The organism is Pleionea sp. CnH1-48, from assembly GCF_024124665.1.
In the GTDB taxonomy this organism is placed as follows: domain Bacteria; phylum Pseudomonadota; class Gammaproteobacteria; order Enterobacterales; family Kangiellaceae; genus JAMXSB01.
Map to the genome: position 1 here is coordinate 35,017 of NZ_JAMXSB010000003.1, position 16,474 is coordinate 51,490.

Consider the following 16,474-nt stretch of genomic DNA (forward strand, 5'->3'; position numbering starts at 1 on the left):
TCAAGACTCCCGCTTACGATTAGTAAGAATAAGTGTAGCTTCTTCAATACGTTTTAAATCCGCTTTCGTCACAATTTTTCTTTCAAGCTTCTGATTTCTATCTCCGTTTTTTCTATGGCTTAGCTGTACTTTTTTTATAAGCTCGACGCAATTGAACAATGCATCCTCAAGGTTTAATTTGCTTTCCTTCAACTGCTCTGTCTTAAGCGATGACTCCTCAAGGTGGTGGTACATCACCTCTATTACTTGAATATCACCAGACTTAAGGTAGCTCGCAATCTTTGCCTTCACCTTTTGATTATCACTTTCAATATCATCTAGCTGATGTTGAACAGACTCAATTTCACCACGAATTCGGTCGGCTTCAGACTCGAGTTTAACTAGCTCTTTCTGGTACTTTTTCTGCAAAGCTCCACGACGAGAATAACTGTCTTCAAGCTCTCTTAACGTGCTCATCGAAGCTTCCTTTCTAGTTCACTCATCAACTCAACATAACTGCCTGCGTAGATGCCATCATTGTAAAATAGCCACTTCGATAACTTTTCATAACGTTCAACTATTTGGTCAGTGCTTTTGCTTTCACCTTTGGTGTAGCCGCTAATCTCTATCATCTCGCGAATGGTTTCATACCGATTTACGATCTGATATAACTTATCAACAGCTGCTTTATACTCAGGCTTTATTAGATTATCTTTAACTCGACTTCGGCTTTGAAGAATATCAATGGATGGATATTGGGCTTGATCCGATAAGCGACGAGAAAGCACAAAGTGCCCATCAAGTATTGCTCGCATGTTATCAGCCACAGGTTCATCCATATCATCGCCTTCTACCAGTACAGTAAAGATGCCAGTAATCGCGCCCTTATTTTTAAAGCAGCCCAATCGCTCAATAAGCAAAGGCAACTGAGCAAATACAGAAGGGGTATAACCTCTTAACGTTGGCGGCTCTCCAATCGCCAAGCCTATCTCTCTTTGTGCCAACGCATGACGAGTTATCGAGTCAGCGAGCATCAAAACATCGTAACCAAGTTCAGAAAAGCTCTCTGCAATGGCAATAGCAGAAAACAAAGCATGGGCTCTAACGAGTGCCGGTTGATCGGCAGAAGCCACCACCATGACCGATCTTTCCATATCGCCTGTACTACGTAATAACTCAACCAGCTCAGCTACTTCACGACCACGCTCACCAATCAATGCAATCACACGCACATCGGATTCTACATGAGTTGATAAAACATTAAACAAACTGCTTTTTCCTACCCCACTACCAGCGAAAATACCAACTCGCTGCCCTTTGCCAATAGGATGAATACAATCAATCACCCTGATCTTGGTATCCAGTTGCTCAGTCACAGCCATCTTATTTAATGGATTGGAAGGCTCAGGGTAAACAGGTTTAAAAACATCTGACGATACAGGGCCAAGCTCATCCAATGGTTCACAAAAAGGATCAACTACTCGCCCCAAAAGACTTTTTCCTACAGGAATATCAGCTCGTCGTTCCGTTTTTATTACCAGGTCGCCAGCGGTAATACCGCGAACCTGAGAAAAAGGCATTAACATGAGCTTATTATTTCGAAAGCCAACGACTTCTGCTTTGATCTCTCGATCTTCAATAGATGACCGCACCAGACAATAGTCGCCAATACATCCTTTTAGCCCTTCGACTTCAATAACAGTACCAATATAGCGAGACACCCGACCAATAGACTGCACAGGAGAAAGCAATGTTACTTTTTGATGTAAATCGGATAATCTCACAACAAACCTCTTAATGCTCGATATTATCGAGAGCAGATAAAAACAGGCTAATGGTTTTCTTAAAATCAATTCTTCGGTACTCGCCTCCGACATGAATATCGAACTCGTAGTCTTTTAAGCTGGTATCCAGCTTTAAAACCACATCTCCAGAAAAGTCTTTGTAATGATTTTTTAGAAGAAGAAAATGTTTTTGACCAACAGCTATTGAAGAACTTCGTCCTTTACGAAACTCCTCAACCTGTCTGGCAACCGACTCTACCAATGACTCTTCATTTTTTAGTTCTTTCAAAAACAGTTCTTGCATTGCCTGAACAATGATATGCAGCGTCTCTTGCTCCATACTCACTTCCAGCTCTTTTTCTTTCTTGATCAAACTCTCCTTCAGCGACATAACTTGACTAACAGCTCGCTCATATTCCTCTATCGACTTACTTAATGATTGCTCACGAACAGTTATTTTTTCACGTTCTTTCAAAAGCTGCTCTTGCAGGCTTTCAATACCTTCCTGATAGCCTTGTTGATAACTGTGAGTCTTGGCTTCTCGAATAGCCGCCTCAAAGTGTTCTTGTGTGTAGTTCTGGACAGGGCGAACAGCAGCCAAAAGCTCTTCTTTTGACTTATCATTTGTTTTTGCTTCTGCTTTCTCTTCTGATGGTATAGGTTCACCTGCCGACGGAATGGCAAGCAGTGTTTTCCCCATATTTTTACCACCTTTTAGCAATGTCACGGTGACTCAACCTCTTGATTAAGCTCTTTAAGGAGAACCTCAATCGTCTCCACGGTTTTCTGAGAAGCCTCACTACTTCTAGAAAACACCTTATCTAGCTGAAACCTTGCTAAATGCTGCTTTCTCTGTTTCTTCTCCATCATCACAGCATAAAGTAACTGCTCTTCTTTCGAGAATTCACGAGCTGCAACACGAGTTTCGTAGTCAACAAAAGCATCACTCTTATATTTGCACAGAGTTAAAATATCCGAGAAAGCAATAGGCACTCCGCGCTCAGCATCAAATATCTCATTAAGCTGTTGAATACAATGAGTGACACTCTCCCTTATAGAAGGCTCCATTTTCATTAAGAAAACTTCTTTCTCTTCTTTTGGAAGGCAAGCAATCAGCAGCGCTATTTTTTTTGACGGCTGCTTACTCATGATTGAGCCATCCAAGCATTAAGCTCTTCTCGAATTTTCTCCTTCTCTCTCTTTGACCACTGGCTTCCCCCTAACTTTTTAACTTTTATCATTAATATAACCAACAAAACTAAGCAAACGGCAACAACCAAAGCCAACAGCATGATAACTTTTTTATAACTACTATCATCTGAGCCAATTACTACAGGTCTAGCAGGCTCAAAATTCTCTTCAACTATGTCAAGACTTTGCCCTGCATAGACAACAGACAACACTTCGATGACATCTCCTCGCTTGAGGTCAGCTCCCAGAGAAGCAGCAATCAAGCGCTTAATATCGTCAATATCTTTTTCACTTAAATTTTGTTGAATAATGACACCAATTGACATGCGACTGACGTTGCCATGAGCAAACTCAATGGTTTCCATTTCTCGTGTATTCATATATTCAACTTCAATATCTCTATCGGTCTTAGCAGACTTCCCTTTGGTTGGCTCTGTTTTTTGAAACTCTTTTTTACGACGTACAACGGATGGTTTATCACTAGGAAAAGATTCTATTTTCTTTGAGTGTTTAACTCGATTAAGCTCAATACTTACAGAAACTTCGACCTGGCTAGCATCAAACCATTTTGTTAGCAGGCGCTTAGCTCGTTTTTCAAGTCGCCCTTCATACTGACTCGTATTAGACCCCAAAGAATTAATACTATCTTGTTCGACACTAGAAAGAACCACACCACTTTGGTCAACAACACTCACATTATCTAACGATAGCGAATCAACGGCACCTGAAACTAACTTTTGAATCCCTAGAATTTGATTTGCAACCAGCTCATAACCTGGTTGCAAATGAAGAACTACCGCCGCAGATGCTTGTTGCTGCTCAGCAAACAACACACTTTTACGAGGAAGCTTAATATGAACTCGAGCTTGCTTTACGCCCTGAATAGCAATGATGGTTTTTTCCAGCTCTCCTTGAAGTGCCCTTTGGTAGTTCACCTTTTGAGCAAACTCGGTCATACCATAGTCCGTTTCAGTGAACACCTCAAAGCCAACCCGCTCTGGTTGAACAATGCCTTTTTCTATCAACTCCATTCGCAAAGGATAAACTAGCTCCTCCGCAACCATGATGCCTTTTTCAGCATCTAGATAAAACTCGATTCCGTTGGCACCTAAATATTCTATGACGGACTGCTGTTGACGCTCATCCAGTGAACCAAATACAGACTTTTCGCTTTGGTTAAATAGCCACAACCAAGCAAAAAGTGTAAATCCAACTATCAAGACCAGCCCAATCACAAAGTACATTGTCTTAGCATTCATTGAGTACTTCCTATATCTGCATACGAGTAACTTCCTGATAGGCTTCTACCAGTTTATTACGTACTTCTACGATCATGCTCAACTCCAGTCGCGCTTTTTCCATTGCGATCATGGTTTCATGGATAGCCATGTCACTACGGCCTTCCGCCTGCTGGGTAATATGCATTTGTACAGTTTTTATTGACTCATCGGCCTGGGCAATTTTGTCCGTCAATAACTGAGCAAAACGCTCTTGTTCAACCACGCTAGACGCCTGTGTAATACCACTGCTTTCTCTAGCTGACTGAATGGCCATAATAGCTTCAATCATTATCCTCTCCCTATCTCTAAGGCTTTCGCGTACATTTGCCCAGCATTGTTAAATGCTCGGATATTAGCTTCATAAGCTCTTTTTGATAACGTCATTGCGATAAACTGCTCAGCAATATCTACATCCGGATAAGAGACAAATCCTTCGCTATCTGCCATTGGATGATCAGGCTCAAAGACTCGCTTTATTCCAGCAACCAATTCAGAAACAAGCGGTGTATCCTGGCCTTCCAATACTGTCTCTCCAATTAGCGAAGAAAATGTCTTGGTTGCTTGATTAACATCGTGAGGATTTAATGGCGTATTGGCTCGAGCAATATTAAATGAAGCTATCTCAGCTCGCGCCATCTCTGTTTGCATAGCCACTCTTGATAAATGAAAAATTGCATCAAAGCTCATTATTGATTCCTCCCACTGATCACCAATCGATAGAGAGAAAGCTGTTTATTCAACATGCCAACCATTGCATCATACTTCATCGCATACTCATGAGAGGCAGCCACTTCTTGCGCAAGGTTGACTCTTTCTGGCTGCGCTTTTTGACTCAACTCGTTCATTACCTGACTGACGGTTTGATGAGAAAGCTCTTTATTCATTGGCACAGCGCTCAATAGCTGCTCAAAAGAAACATGTTTAGCTTCGCGTGATCCAGAATTTGCATTAGCAATATTGTTCGCACTGATTCTTTGTGCTTCTGTTAAATAAGAAAGTGACAAAGAAACCACTCGAGAAACTTCATTAATATCCATAATAGCTGACCTCATTCAACAATAAGCTCGGCATGCAAAGCACCGGCTTTTTTTATACTTTGGAGAATAACGATGATGTCTCGTGTTGAGACATTAATTTTTTTCAAGGCTTCGATAAGATCGGCGACATTAGCACCGTTAGCAACATTAACGGCTTGCGCTGAGCTTTCTTTTACTTCAATTTTCGTTTGTGGTATGACAGTACTGGCAACAGAGTCACCTGCTCGACCAATAAAGAATGGTTGCGAAACACCATATTGAGTATCAATATTAAGTCGCAGTCCGCCATGCGAAATAGTCACACTGGAAAGCCTGACATTGCCTCCCGCAATTATCGTCCCAGTTCTCTCATTAATAACTACCCTTGCTTCAATATCCGGTTTAACCACTAACCTTTCGATAGCAGATATTTGCTTAAAGGCGGCTTTCTTATCTCCTGATGGCAAGGTGATTTTCAGTTTTCCTGCGTGTTTTGGCTCAACGATAAGATCAGGGAAAGATCTTTCCAGAGCTTCCATAATTTCTTCCATAGTCCGAAAGTCAGGCTCAGAGAGTAAGAAGTTCAAGGTATTATCATTTATTAAAAAATGATCATTCGTATTCTTTTCGATCAAGCCACCATTGGCAACAATACCCACGGTTGGATGATTTTTTTGCACCACAGAGTCAAAAGAATCGAATGCAAAGCCGCCGACACTGACCTGTCCCTGAGCTAACATATAAATAACATCATTAGCCGCTTTCAGTGGTGTGAGAAATAGTGTTCCTCCAGCCAGGCTACGAGCATCACCTAATGAAGAGACTTTGACATCCACTCTGTCACCTTTCTCAGAAAAAGGAGGCAGTTTAGCTGTCACCATAACAGCAGCCACATTACGCGAACGAATATCTTTGATATCAACATTCACACCAAAACTAATTAAAGTATTAGCAATAGACTGAATAGTCGCTTTGTTACGAGCACTATCGCCAGTGCCAGCCAGACCAACCACCATACCGTAACCAATGACTTCGTTTTCTCGAATGCCCTCAAAGCGTCCAATCTCTTTGAGCCGAATACCTTGGTCAGATACTGCTGGGAGCACCATCAACATAATGATTAAGAGTAATAAAGATCTCATGCGTTCCCCTCTACAAAAGTCCAAGCCAGTCAAAAATTCGTGCAATAATGCCCTTCTCCTGAGCATCACTCACAATGCCTTTTCCGGTAAACTCTATTCTGGCATTAGTTAAGCGACTCGAAACAACCGTGTTATTATTTGCGATATCTTCTTGACGCAAGGTTCCCTGAACTTTAATCGACTGTTCTTCACCATTGATCACAATCACCTGTCGACCTTCAACAACGAGGTGTCCAAGTTTATTCACGTCAATGACAGCAGCCGTTATTTGCCCCGTAAGAAAACCATTTCGACGTGTCACAGCATCGCCTTCTGTTCCAGAACTTAAACCTAAGCCCAGATCATTTATGCGAGTGTTGTCAAACGAATCACCATCAAAGTTAATGGACTTATCGGTACTGGTATTTGCTCGAGTTTCAGCCGTTGTTCTTTCAACAATTAGAATAGTAACGGTATCACCTACACGAAATGCTTTTTTGTCGGCCGTTAAACTGCGATAACGTTTTGCTTCAAACAAATCTTCTGCCATTAACCCACTGGAGGCAATGAGAACAATAATGAGAGTGCTAATGAGTATTTTCATATCGAACATGCCTCTTACTTAAAACTTTTGCAGAGATCACTGTATTAGAAGGTAAAACCAACACAGAAACCTTATCTCCCACTTTTCCAGACTCAAGAATCTTCACATCGACTTCCAGCATCACCGCTCCGTTCGAAACCAGAAGAGTCGCCTTGTCGCCTTCATCGATAAGTGGCTTTACTTCGGTTATCTCTTGAGTTAACAGCTGTCCTTTAGTTAATGCCGTCTTTAAACGTCGATCAGCATCCAGATGAGTCACAGGAAACCGATTTCCACTTTGGAAGTAAGGTACAGTGACTTCTCGAAATCCATAGTCTATTAATGGGTAATGAGCCTCTAAGTTGTGGGAGGCTTCGTACCCCTTAACAACAGCATTCACTTTTAACCACAGAGATAACCTCTTTCTCTTAATACTTTGCGTTGTCAACACCATATCAACACGCATCCGCCGAGAAAACGACGCAGGAAAACTGCCCACAATATCAATCTTTGTTATGGGCTCATCAAAAGTTACAGAGGAAAGCTTTGAAACATTATCAAAAGACATAGTAATGTCTTCTCCTCCATAATGTCTTATCAGCCATTGTTCAGCGATCTCCTGCAAGTGCTCTCTATCAATATGCTCCGGCTCTAGCAACTTAATCGCATTAATTTTTAGTCGAGACTTTAACTTGCAATGCTTAGCTAATAGCACCTCGACCGACTTTTCTTGTAACCACTTGTTGTTATCAATAAGCTCTGCTGGCACAACCGACATGGCTTCACATTTAGCAGCACCGTCAGAAATTAATAACTCGCTCACATACAGAGGTTGCTTTTTTATAATATGACTACGTAATGCCTCTGCTGAAGCCAGCGGCAGAATAAAAAGCAACACAACAAGAGGTAAAAAAATCTGCATGTTATCTATCGACTCAAGTTGTTGATGGTTTCCATCAGCTGATCAGAGACCTGAATGACTCTGGCATTTAGTTGATAACCTCTTTGAGCCACAACTAAGTTGACCATTTCTTCTACCATAGAAACATTACTTTCCTCGGTGTATCCCTGTAATAGATTGCCCATACCATCTTCACCAGCAATTCCGGTGGTCATCAAACCCGCTTCTTCGGTAGCCAAAAAGACGCCGTCTCCCTGAGCAACCAGTGCCGAAGCATTAACAAAACGAGACAATTCAATTTGTCCTAAATCAATCCAGTCAGGTTCACCATCGACTAAACCACGTACAGTGCCGTCTTGAGTAATCGCTATAGAGCCGATATCACTAGGAACCGAGATCATGTTACTTAGTCTATGTCCTTGAGTGGTGGTCAGGAATCCATCCTGATCAATTCTCAATCGCCCTACTCGGGTGTAGCCAGTACTCCCTTCTTTCAAATCGACGGCAATAAAGCCCTCTCCCTGAATCGCTAAATCAAAAGGATGCTGGGTAAATTTCAAGTTACCGGATGATAAGTCTTGCTGTATGGAGCTGACATGAACGCCCTGAAGCTCACCGCTGACATTACCCGCAGCAGGATCTTTATCGAGCTTGTTAACATCACCGTTGTAAACCAGATCAACAAAGTTCACTTGCGCCTTTTTGTATCCGGCTGTATTGACATTGGCAATATTATTGGAGATAACATCCACCAGAGTTTTTTGTGCATTCAACCCAGTCTCTGCAATGTACAATGAATTAATCATAATTACCTCTGCCCTATTTTATTGATACCTGACTCAAGCATTTGATCCAAAGTAACTAATGCTCTTTGACTGCTTTCAACATGCTTTGTAAGCTCAATAAGCTTGACCATCTGCTCCGAAGAGCTAACATTAGACTGCTCTAGGAACCCCTCTCTCACTTGAAAGTTTGTTGCAGCAATCATATTTTCTTCAACAGTATAAAAGCGACCTGCAGGTCGTCGCTTCAGTAAAGACTCATTATCAATATCAACAAGCTTCAGCTGCCCAATAACGTTGTCATTTTCATACACAACGCCCTGCTCATTAACAAACAAGTGCCCCCCTTGAAAGACGATAGGACCACCTTCGCCTTCAATAACCTTCCCATCGGGCGTAGTTAATAAACCATCAGAGTTGGTCGATAGCTGCAAACTTCGCGTAAGCAATAAAGATTGACCACCATTATCTTGAACAACAAAAAATCCTGCGCCTTGGATAGCTAAATCTGAGCTGTTTTCGGTCGGTGCTAACTGACCTTGACTCATGTCGAGCATAGTGTTGATTGCTGGCTTACCCTTATTCACAACGAGATGATGGAAACTGACAGCGCTGCTTTTTTCTGTCTTATATCCAGGCGTCGTGATGTTAGCCACATTCTGGCTAATGACTTCTACCTGAGACATATCAGAGCGAATTGACTGTAGTAGTGCAAGTATGGGATCTGACATAAATACTCCTATTCAATCCGAATGCTGCTAAATGCTTTGATGTTAACCGTATCAGGAATTTCTCCCATCCCCAGAACCGTTGCCGAAGGAACAATTCTCTCCACAAACTGTTTGAAAGGTTTTCTTAATCCAGCAGAACAAATAATGACGGGCAACCGATTGTTAGCCATCATATTTTCACAGCGCTTTACGATAGCTTTCATCAAAGAGTCAATCAGGTTAGGCTCAACGAATAACATTTTTTTACCATCGTTCACTTTTACCTGTTGGATCAGACTCCGTTCTAAATCAGGATCCAACGTTAATACATGTAAATCATCACCAGAAGTTTTCAGGTTTTCAACAATGTGAGCGCCTAGTCGTTCACGAACCTTTTCTACCAGGTCTTCGACATTTTTATGAGTTTTGGCAGCATCAACTAGAGTGTCCAAAATTATTTCTATATTTCTTATCGAAACTCTTTCTTTTAACAATCCTTGAAGTACCCTCTGGATATCAGAGTATGAGAGAATATTGGGTACAAGCTCTTCGATAAGGCCAGCCTGCTCTTTTTTGGTCCTCTCAATCAAACGTTCCGTTTCTGCTCGGGTGAGTAGCTGATAAGAATGCCTTTTCAGAGTCTCGCTAAAGTGAGTAATCAGCAAAGTACCCCCAGACACCAATGTATACCCAGAACCTTTCGCTAGTTCGACCAAATCTTCATTAATCCAGGTTGCAGGTAAATTATAAGCAGGCTCTCGAGTTTTCTCGCCTTCTAGTGCAGTTCTGTCACCGCCAGGATTAATTGCCAACTGTTTATCAGGATAAAGAACACCATGACTAATAACGTTACCAGACATTAATAGTTGATATTGGTTATCATCTATTTTCAGCTCATCCGTCACTTTAACTTCTGGCAGTATAAGCCCATAATCCAGTGCGAACTGTTTGCGCATGTCTTTGAACTGTTCAAGCAGATACGCCTCTTGTTGAGACATAAAGTCGGAGAGCGTTCTGCCAACTTTAATTTCTAGCGGATAAACTTCGAGCAACCGATAAAAGTCTTCTCCTTCGAGACTGTCCACTAATGGCTCTTCCGGAGCGGCTTCATCATCAGACTTCTTGTAGAGATAAGAATAAATGGCCGCCCCAAGAAATAAAGCAAATAACACAAAAATGGGTAACGCTGGTAAGCCCGGTAACCAGATAGCAAAGAATAAAACGGCGCTCACAAGAGCCAGAGTTTTTGGTTGAGATGATATTTGTTTAACTAGCTCAGTACCTAGAGCCGAGTCAGTAGCTGCTCGAGTGATAATGATCCCGGTCGCCACGGCAATGACTAAGGAAGGAATTTGAGTAACAATACCATCGCCAACAGTCAGTAACGTGTAAGTTTGCAAGGCATGGCTCCAGGACATTCCATGCTGTACAACGCCGATAGACAAGCCACCAATAATATCGATTAGAATAATGATAATGCCAGCAATAGCATCACCTTTAACAAACTTAGTAGCACCATCCATCGCACCATAAAAATTGGCCTCTTTTTCTACATTAGCTCGCCTTTCCTTTGCTTGATGCTCATCAATTAACCCCATATTCATATCGGCATCAATACTCATTTGCTTTCCAGGCATGCTGTCCAGAGTAAAGCGAGCCGCTACTTCTGCTACCCTTTGGGCACCATTGGTCACAACGACATACTGAACAACGATCAAGATCAAAAAGACCACCATGCCAATAACATAGTTTCCACCAACAACATAAGAACCCACAGCATTAATAACCTGACCAGCATGGGCATCCGCCAATATTAGTCGAGTTGCCGCAATATTCAGTGATAAGCGAAACAAAGTAGCAATGAGCAACAACGAAGGAAACGTTGAAAACTTAAGCGGTTTCTCGGTGTAAAAGGTTAGCAGCAAGATCAACATGCCAAAGCTAAAGTTAGTAACCAATAAAAAGTCTAATAACCCAGGTGGTATTGGCGTAAATAGAACGACCAAAATGCCAAGCATACCGATAACCAACAAGAGGTCTTGTTTTCCTTTGCCAAACATTCCATCAAGAAAGCTCATAGTTTCCCCTGTAACTGGTAGAGCCAGCGATATACTTCGGCGACTGACTCATAGTTATCAACCATGACAGGTTCATTAATATTACAGCTACGATAGAGTTCTCTAGCCAATAAAGGGCGTCTTAATATAGGCTTACTGTACATACGAGCGAGCTGTCTTATTTGTGCAGCCAAAGTATCCTTTCCTTTTGCCAACACAATGGGAACCGCCATTTTGCTTTGGTCATACTTTAGAGCAATGGCGTAGTGACTAGGATTAGTAACAATTACATCTGCATTTTTAACCTGCCCTAGCGAAGATGACTTTTTTACCAGTTCTCTCTGTATCTCTTTTCTTTTGGATTTGATCTCTGGGTTTCCATCATGGCGCTTATGTTCATCCTTTACTTCTTTTCTACTCATGCGCATATTTCTAGCAAAATCTTTTACAGAAAATAACCAGTCTAGTAAGGCAACAGGCAAGAGGATTAACATAAGCACTCCGCAATAGCGAGCAATACTATGCACAATATCACTCCCCATCTGATCGCGTTCACTATAAGCAATAATAAAAATATCCGGTAAAAAATAGCTTAGAACCAAGAAAACAAGAAGCCCAAAAGCAAGCAGTTTCAATGTAACTTTCAGTAGTTCGAACAACACTTTTCGATTAAATAACTTTTTTGCCCCCTGAGCAGGGTTGAGCCTATTAAAGTCAGGTTTGATGGGATGGCTAGAAATGAGCGGTTTTGTTTGCAAAACATTAGCCAAGATGCCAGCTAGCATAAGAAAAAGTACAGGAGCACCGAACATCTGCATCAGATCTTCTGATAGCAGAGAGAACCAGGATAGGACACCATGGGTACTCATATCAATCTGAGTCCCGGCCAAGATAATAGTGCGAAAGAAGTCACCAAATTCACGAGATAAGTCTAACCAAAATGCGAGTGAGATTACTAAGAAGCTAGATAACACAATCCAATGGCTCACTTCCTGACTCTTTGCAACCTGACCTTTTTTACGAGCGTCTTTTAACTTCTGAGGGGTTGCTTCTTCTGACTTATCAAAATCATCTTGCGCCATGCTAAGCTCCTCCCCATTGATGCCAGAAGCTTTTTACTTCTTCAAAGATGCTTTCGAATGCGGGATACATAAGGCGAGCGGAGATTGTAAAAGCAATCAAACCGACGGCTATCTTTAAGGGTAAGCCGACAAAGTAAATGTTCATTTGAGGCATCGTCTTAGCAACGAAACCAATTAAAGCATCTAGAACAAGCAAAGTTAAAATAACAGGAAGCGCCAGGACTAAAGCGAGAAAAAACTGCTGTGATAAGGTCGATAATAATAACCAAAAATCAATGCTCGACGATAAGCTACCAACGGGCACTTTATTAAATGACCATAAAAGAATCATCAGCAAGTCATGATGCAGATTCAACTCGAAGAACAAAACTAAAGAAACCATCATCAGCAAAGTACCAATAAGAGATTCACTATTACTGGTCTTAGGATCGATAATTCCCGCAGCACCAAAACCAATCTGCATATCAATAACCCGCCCCATGGTCTGCAGGCTTGCAATTGCCGCTTGTAAACCAAACGCAAATGCAATACCCAGTAAGAGTTCATAAGAGGCCAAATAGACAAACTCAAACATCGTCTCAATCACCATGTCGGCTTTAGTTGGAACAATAACCGAGGTCATAATGGAGAAAATGATCAACATCATCACCTTGGAAGTTGTTGGTAACCTCGACAAAGGCGTCATAGCACTACTCATGAAGATTGGGATAATTCTTAGCATAATTAACAAAACAACCAGTACATCATTTGTCCAGGGAGTCATTTGCTACTCGCCACTACATATTTGGAATATTGCTAATCAGTTCGATGGCAAAATTCTTCCATAGCGAAAGCATCCAATGTCCCATAACAATTAAAATAATAACCGCAGCAATAAGCTTAGGTACAAAGGTCAACGTCATCTCCTGTATTTGCGTGACCACCTGAAAAATAGAAATAAGCAAGCCAACCAACAAACTACCAGCTAATACAGGCGCCGCAATCCAAGCCGCCACCTCTAGCATTTCTGCCATTAAAAATAGAGAGAAGTCACCTTCCACAAGGACTAACCATTATTAGCAAGGTGCTTTTCCAAAACGGGCAAATAAGCCAGCGCCGAACGTCCCGTTTGCTCAGCTAAAACCTGCTCAATCAGGGCCTTCGCTTTTTCGGCCTCACCTTCTCTTTCAAGCAACAAGCTTTGCGCATAGCGTCCGGCCATCCCTTTCGCATCCAACCCTAATGCTCGACGTGTGGACTCTTTAGCACTTTCTGTATCGTTTAACATAATTTGTGTAACCGCTAAACCACCATGACTCTCAGAGAAATTGCGGTCTATATTCAATGCAGATATGAAGCTTTCTCTTGCCGACTCTATCTCACCAATAAGTATCTGACTCCAAGCCATTAAATGCCAACTACCAATATGCGCTGGCATAAGACTCACGGCCTTATTCAAACTTGATAAAGCATCATCAAATCGGCTTTCCAGCATGCACAACTCACCTTTTAACATCCATAAGCGTCCTACCTCGGAGTATGCATTTAGAGCAGGCTCAAGTACATTTATGACTTCATCAACTTTTTGAATCGCCAAGGCACAAGTAACAAAAGCAATACAGGCTTCTAATTGTAAAGGCTCTGCTACGAGCACTGATTTAGATACTTTGTATCCATTTTCATAGCTAGCCAGGTCGGTGTATATAAGGCTCAAAAGCCCCTGAGCTTCAATGTGTTCGCCTTTGAATGAGAGGAACATCTCAAGATGTTTTTGTGCCGACTCAAGGTCGCCTAATGCGTGCTCGCATCGTGCAAGCAATATCATCACTTCGGGACATTCTTGCCATTGCTCTTGAATCTTTAACGCAACTTCGTAAGCTCTAGAGAAATGAGACTGAGAGTAAATGGAATAAGCCCAGTTATAGACAATAGTCAATTGCTCTGGCATTTGCTCATGCATCGACTGGAAAGTAGCCTCAGCATCTTCATATTGAGCCGTCGACAAGTAGAGCACTCCAACTTTATAAGCGACAAGAGGTTGTTGCCTTATATTGTTAGGTAGTCCACTAATAAAAGACAAAGCGGCATTAAGCTCACCTGACTGAATACAACCTTCCAATATGTCTCCAACCAAAACTTCGTTATCTTTATCAGATGACCAGAATGAAAACAGTTTATTCAGTCGTTCACTTTCAAACATAAAAGCCACTCACTAATATTTTCTTCATCGTCACAGTTCTCTTTTTTACTGACTGCCACTACTTAGTTCAACTCCCAGTACGACACCGACATACGATTAAAATAAACCATTACTTTTCTTCTTAATAAGAAAGTTAATAAAACCTCCCAAAAGATAAGTTTTGGGAGTACTTACAAAGCTTGACGGCAAAGTCTTTAACAAGCTGACTCTTTATTTAAAAAAACATTGGGTTTCAATGGTTAAAACATAAACATAGACAACTTTTATACTCTCAACCTAATTTTATTTTATTTTTTTCTATTTCCTAATATTCAATATCTTTTCCAAAGCCACTGAGCTCTAAACATACAAATTCACCTGACGTGTTATTTCAAACCTCATCATCAAGACAAACCCTGAAAAGCATGATTTCTTTTTTTATCAAATAACATTACTTTATAAAACCAGCTTCGATATATAATCACCAAGCATAAAAATCGTAGAGAGCGAATCTACAATACAGGCTAAGAGTTTACAGCACGAACACTCCTGACAAACTCCCCCATTCCTAAAAAACTATTTAGAACATTAGTCTACTTGGTTTTTCTTCTGTAGTTACCTAAGGCATCAGTCTATGAAATAAGAGCTCTAAACCACAAGCTTTTAGAGGTTCAACAAGTCGTAACAAAGTCAGAAATCGTTAGGGGCTTACAACGCTTGAAGATCTATAAAATTTCGACAGCTCTTTCTTTAAAATATGGAATCAAGAAACTTTGTCAGGTTATCTATAGGAGCTCACTCCCCACCACATAAAACATGAATCCTCATCACCATGGAAAAATTATGATTTAGTCAGAGAAAGTCCGTAGAAATATCCATTAAAATTTTAGGTATCCAAGCTCATAAAATAACAATAGTCACACTGACTGCCGTAATATGGCCGTCAAAAACAGTAACAAATAGAGAAATATCTAAACATCAACAAGTTCATTATTTGCAAACATTTAAGCAGAATTTCTAAGTAGATGGCAACATATTCTCTTAAGTGAAGACTTTATTTAGTCCAGTTATAAAATGATGAGTCGATGAGGTCCACACACAGTATAGAAGCTCTATGGTCTAAAAAACATATTGCTTATATCTATTTAGAATTAACATAACACTAACCCACTTTTATGAATATTAAGCAACAACATACTACACCAGCTATAATTAGAGTTGACGGAGTACGACAATAACAAGCGTCGTTCATCAACAAGGAAACCATATTATGGAGAGTTCAGTTTCTTCTCTAGCATCAATAGACTATGCCGAAGTCATTATTGCGGCTGCATCCTCAGAATTTGGCATGCTGGCTTTGATGATTCTTACTATCTCTTTTGTCGCTTGCATTATGTTTCGAAAATCTGGAGAGAAGTATCGTCTAACCGCTTTCGTTATGATATTTGTTAGTTTTATTATTTTTGGTAAGACCATCATCGACCAAAAACATCAACAAGAGACATCACTGGCGCTTGCTAATAACGAAACTCCAACTAAAGAGCCAGACAAGCAGATTGACAAACTAGCTCACAAGCAACCTAATATCACCCGAAAAACAACATCAGCCATCAAAGAAGCTCTAAACAATGCGGAAGAATTTGAATCATTAGAAATAAGTGTCGATAAGCAGGAGACGAATAACAATCTAGGCAATCGTTGCTGCGACACCTCAGGTGTAGCCCGGTGCACAATTGAAGCTTACTATCCTTTAGGGCAATCTTGTATGTGTTTTTATCAAGGCTATGGATATGTCTGTCGATAATAAAATAGGCAGCCGAGGCTGCCTGT

At 41.0% G+C, this 16,474-nt stretch carries 19 protein-coding genes; 1 reads left to right on the forward strand and 18 read right to left on the reverse strand.

The genetic code is table 11. From position 1 onward, the window contains the following. Genes NH399_RS05295 through NH399_RS05380 form a run of 18 tightly spaced genes read right to left on the reverse strand, consistent with a single transcriptional unit; the run spans nucleotide 1 to nucleotide 14,665 of the window. Nucleotides 1-456, reverse strand: a complete 456-nt coding sequence (locus NH399_RS05295; protein WP_253037627.1) for a hypothetical protein — start codon at nucleotides 454-456, stop codon at nucleotides 1-3. Then, entirely contained in the window at nucleotides 453-1,763 is a 1,311-nt protein-coding gene (locus tag NH399_RS05300) for a FliI/YscN family ATPase (protein WP_253037628.1), read from the reverse strand. The genes NH399_RS05295 and NH399_RS05300 overlap by 4 nt, the downstream gene beginning before the upstream one ends. A 10-nt stretch (nucleotides 1,764-1,773) precedes the next feature. Then, nucleotides 1,774-2,490, reverse strand: a complete 717-nt coding sequence (locus tag NH399_RS05305) for a hypothetical protein (protein ID WP_253037630.1) — start codon at nucleotides 2,488-2,490, stop codon at nucleotides 1,774-1,776. Beyond that, nucleotides 2,487-2,912: a hypothetical protein gene (locus NH399_RS05310; protein WP_253037632.1), complete on the reverse strand. Its 426-nt coding sequence runs from the start codon at nucleotides 2,910-2,912 to the stop codon at nucleotides 2,487-2,489. The genes NH399_RS05305 and NH399_RS05310 overlap by 4 nt, the downstream gene beginning before the upstream one ends. Beyond that, a complete protein-coding gene (gene fliF / locus NH399_RS05315; protein ID WP_253037634.1) occupies nucleotides 2,909-4,213 on the reverse strand; it encodes a flagellar basal-body MS-ring/collar protein FliF in 1,305 nt (434 codons plus the stop codon). Before fliF ends, NH399_RS05310 begins: the two co-directional genes overlap by 4 nt. A gap of 10 nt (nucleotides 4,214-4,223) precedes the next feature. Beyond that, complete coding sequence (fliE, locus tag NH399_RS05320) at nucleotides 4,224-4,523, reverse strand: flagellar hook-basal body complex protein FliE (protein ID WP_253037648.1); 300 nt, start codon at nucleotides 4,521-4,523, stop codon at nucleotides 4,224-4,226. Continuing rightward, nucleotides 4,523-4,921 carry a flagellar basal body rod protein FlgC gene (locus tag NH399_RS05325; protein ID WP_253037649.1) on the reverse strand — a complete coding sequence of 133 codons (399 nt, stop codon included), beginning with the start codon at nucleotides 4,919-4,921 and terminating at the stop codon, nucleotides 4,523-4,525. Before NH399_RS05325 ends, fliE begins: the two co-directional genes overlap by 1 nt. Next, nucleotides 4,921-5,271 (reverse strand): hypothetical protein, encoded by a 351-nt coding sequence (locus tag NH399_RS05330; protein ID WP_253037650.1) that lies wholly within the window; start codon nucleotides 5,269-5,271, stop codon nucleotides 4,921-4,923. The genes NH399_RS05325 and NH399_RS05330 overlap by 1 nt, the downstream gene beginning before the upstream one ends. An 11-nt stretch (nucleotides 5,272-5,282) precedes the next feature. Next, complete coding sequence (locus NH399_RS05335; protein WP_253037652.1) at nucleotides 5,283-6,392, reverse strand: flagellar basal body P-ring protein FlgI; 1,110 nt, start codon at nucleotides 6,390-6,392, stop codon at nucleotides 5,283-5,285. A 10-nt stretch (nucleotides 6,393-6,402) separates the two neighbouring features. Further along, nucleotides 6,403-6,975, reverse strand: coding sequence for a flagellar basal body L-ring protein FlgH (locus tag NH399_RS05340; RefSeq protein ID WP_253037654.1), 573 nt, complete (start codon nucleotides 6,973-6,975; stop codon nucleotides 6,403-6,405). Next, nucleotides 6,959-7,876: a flagella basal body P-ring formation protein FlgA gene (locus NH399_RS05345; RefSeq protein WP_253037656.1), complete on the reverse strand. Its 918-nt coding sequence runs from the start codon at nucleotides 7,874-7,876 to the stop codon at nucleotides 6,959-6,961. Before NH399_RS05345 ends, NH399_RS05340 begins: the two co-directional genes overlap by 17 nt. A 5-nt stretch (nucleotides 7,877-7,881) precedes the next feature. Beyond that, on the reverse strand, nucleotides 7,882-8,661 hold the full coding sequence (locus tag NH399_RS05350) for a flagellar hook-basal body protein (RefSeq protein ID WP_253037658.1): 780 nt from the start codon (nucleotides 8,659-8,661) through the stop codon (nucleotides 7,882-7,884). A 2-nt stretch (nucleotides 8,662-8,663) separates the two neighbouring features. Next, nucleotides 8,664-9,368 carry a flagellar hook-basal body protein gene (locus tag NH399_RS05355; RefSeq protein ID WP_253037660.1) on the reverse strand — a complete coding sequence of 235 codons (705 nt, stop codon included), beginning with the start codon at nucleotides 9,366-9,368 and terminating at the stop codon, nucleotides 8,664-8,666. Nucleotides 9,369-9,376: 8 nt separating this feature from the next. Further along, nucleotides 9,377-11,425: a flagellar biosynthesis protein FlhA gene (gene flhA, locus NH399_RS05360; protein ID WP_253037662.1), complete on the reverse strand. Its 2,049-nt coding sequence runs from the start codon at nucleotides 11,423-11,425 to the stop codon at nucleotides 9,377-9,379. Next, complete coding sequence (locus tag NH399_RS05365) at nucleotides 11,422-12,486, reverse strand: flagellar biosynthesis protein FlhB (RefSeq protein WP_253037664.1); 1,065 nt, start codon at nucleotides 12,484-12,486, stop codon at nucleotides 11,422-11,424. The genes flhA and NH399_RS05365 overlap by 4 nt, the downstream gene beginning before the upstream one ends. Nucleotide 12,487: 1 nt before the next feature. Further along, nucleotides 12,488-13,249, reverse strand: coding sequence for a flagellar biosynthetic protein FliR (locus tag NH399_RS05370; protein ID WP_253037666.1), 762 nt, complete (start codon nucleotides 13,247-13,249; stop codon nucleotides 12,488-12,490). A 13-nt stretch (nucleotides 13,250-13,262) separates the two neighbouring features. Then, the gene (locus NH399_RS05375) at nucleotides 13,263-13,526 is read right to left on the reverse strand and encodes a flagellar biosynthetic protein FliQ (RefSeq protein ID WP_253037668.1); all 264 of its coding nucleotides are present in this window, start codon (nucleotides 13,524-13,526) and stop codon (nucleotides 13,263-13,265) included. A 5-nt stretch (nucleotides 13,527-13,531) separates the two neighbouring features. Then, a complete protein-coding gene (locus tag NH399_RS05380) occupies nucleotides 13,532-14,665 on the reverse strand; it encodes a lipopolysaccharide assembly protein LapB (protein ID WP_253037670.1) in 1,134 nt (377 codons plus the stop codon). 1,249 nt (nucleotides 14,666-15,914) lie between these two features. Here NH399_RS05380 and NH399_RS05385 point away from each other — a divergent pair. After that, nucleotides 15,915-16,448 (forward strand): hypothetical protein, encoded by a 534-nt coding sequence (locus NH399_RS05385; protein ID WP_253037672.1) that lies wholly within the window; start codon nucleotides 15,915-15,917, stop codon nucleotides 16,446-16,448. Nucleotides 16,449-16,474: the final 26 nt, after the last annotated feature.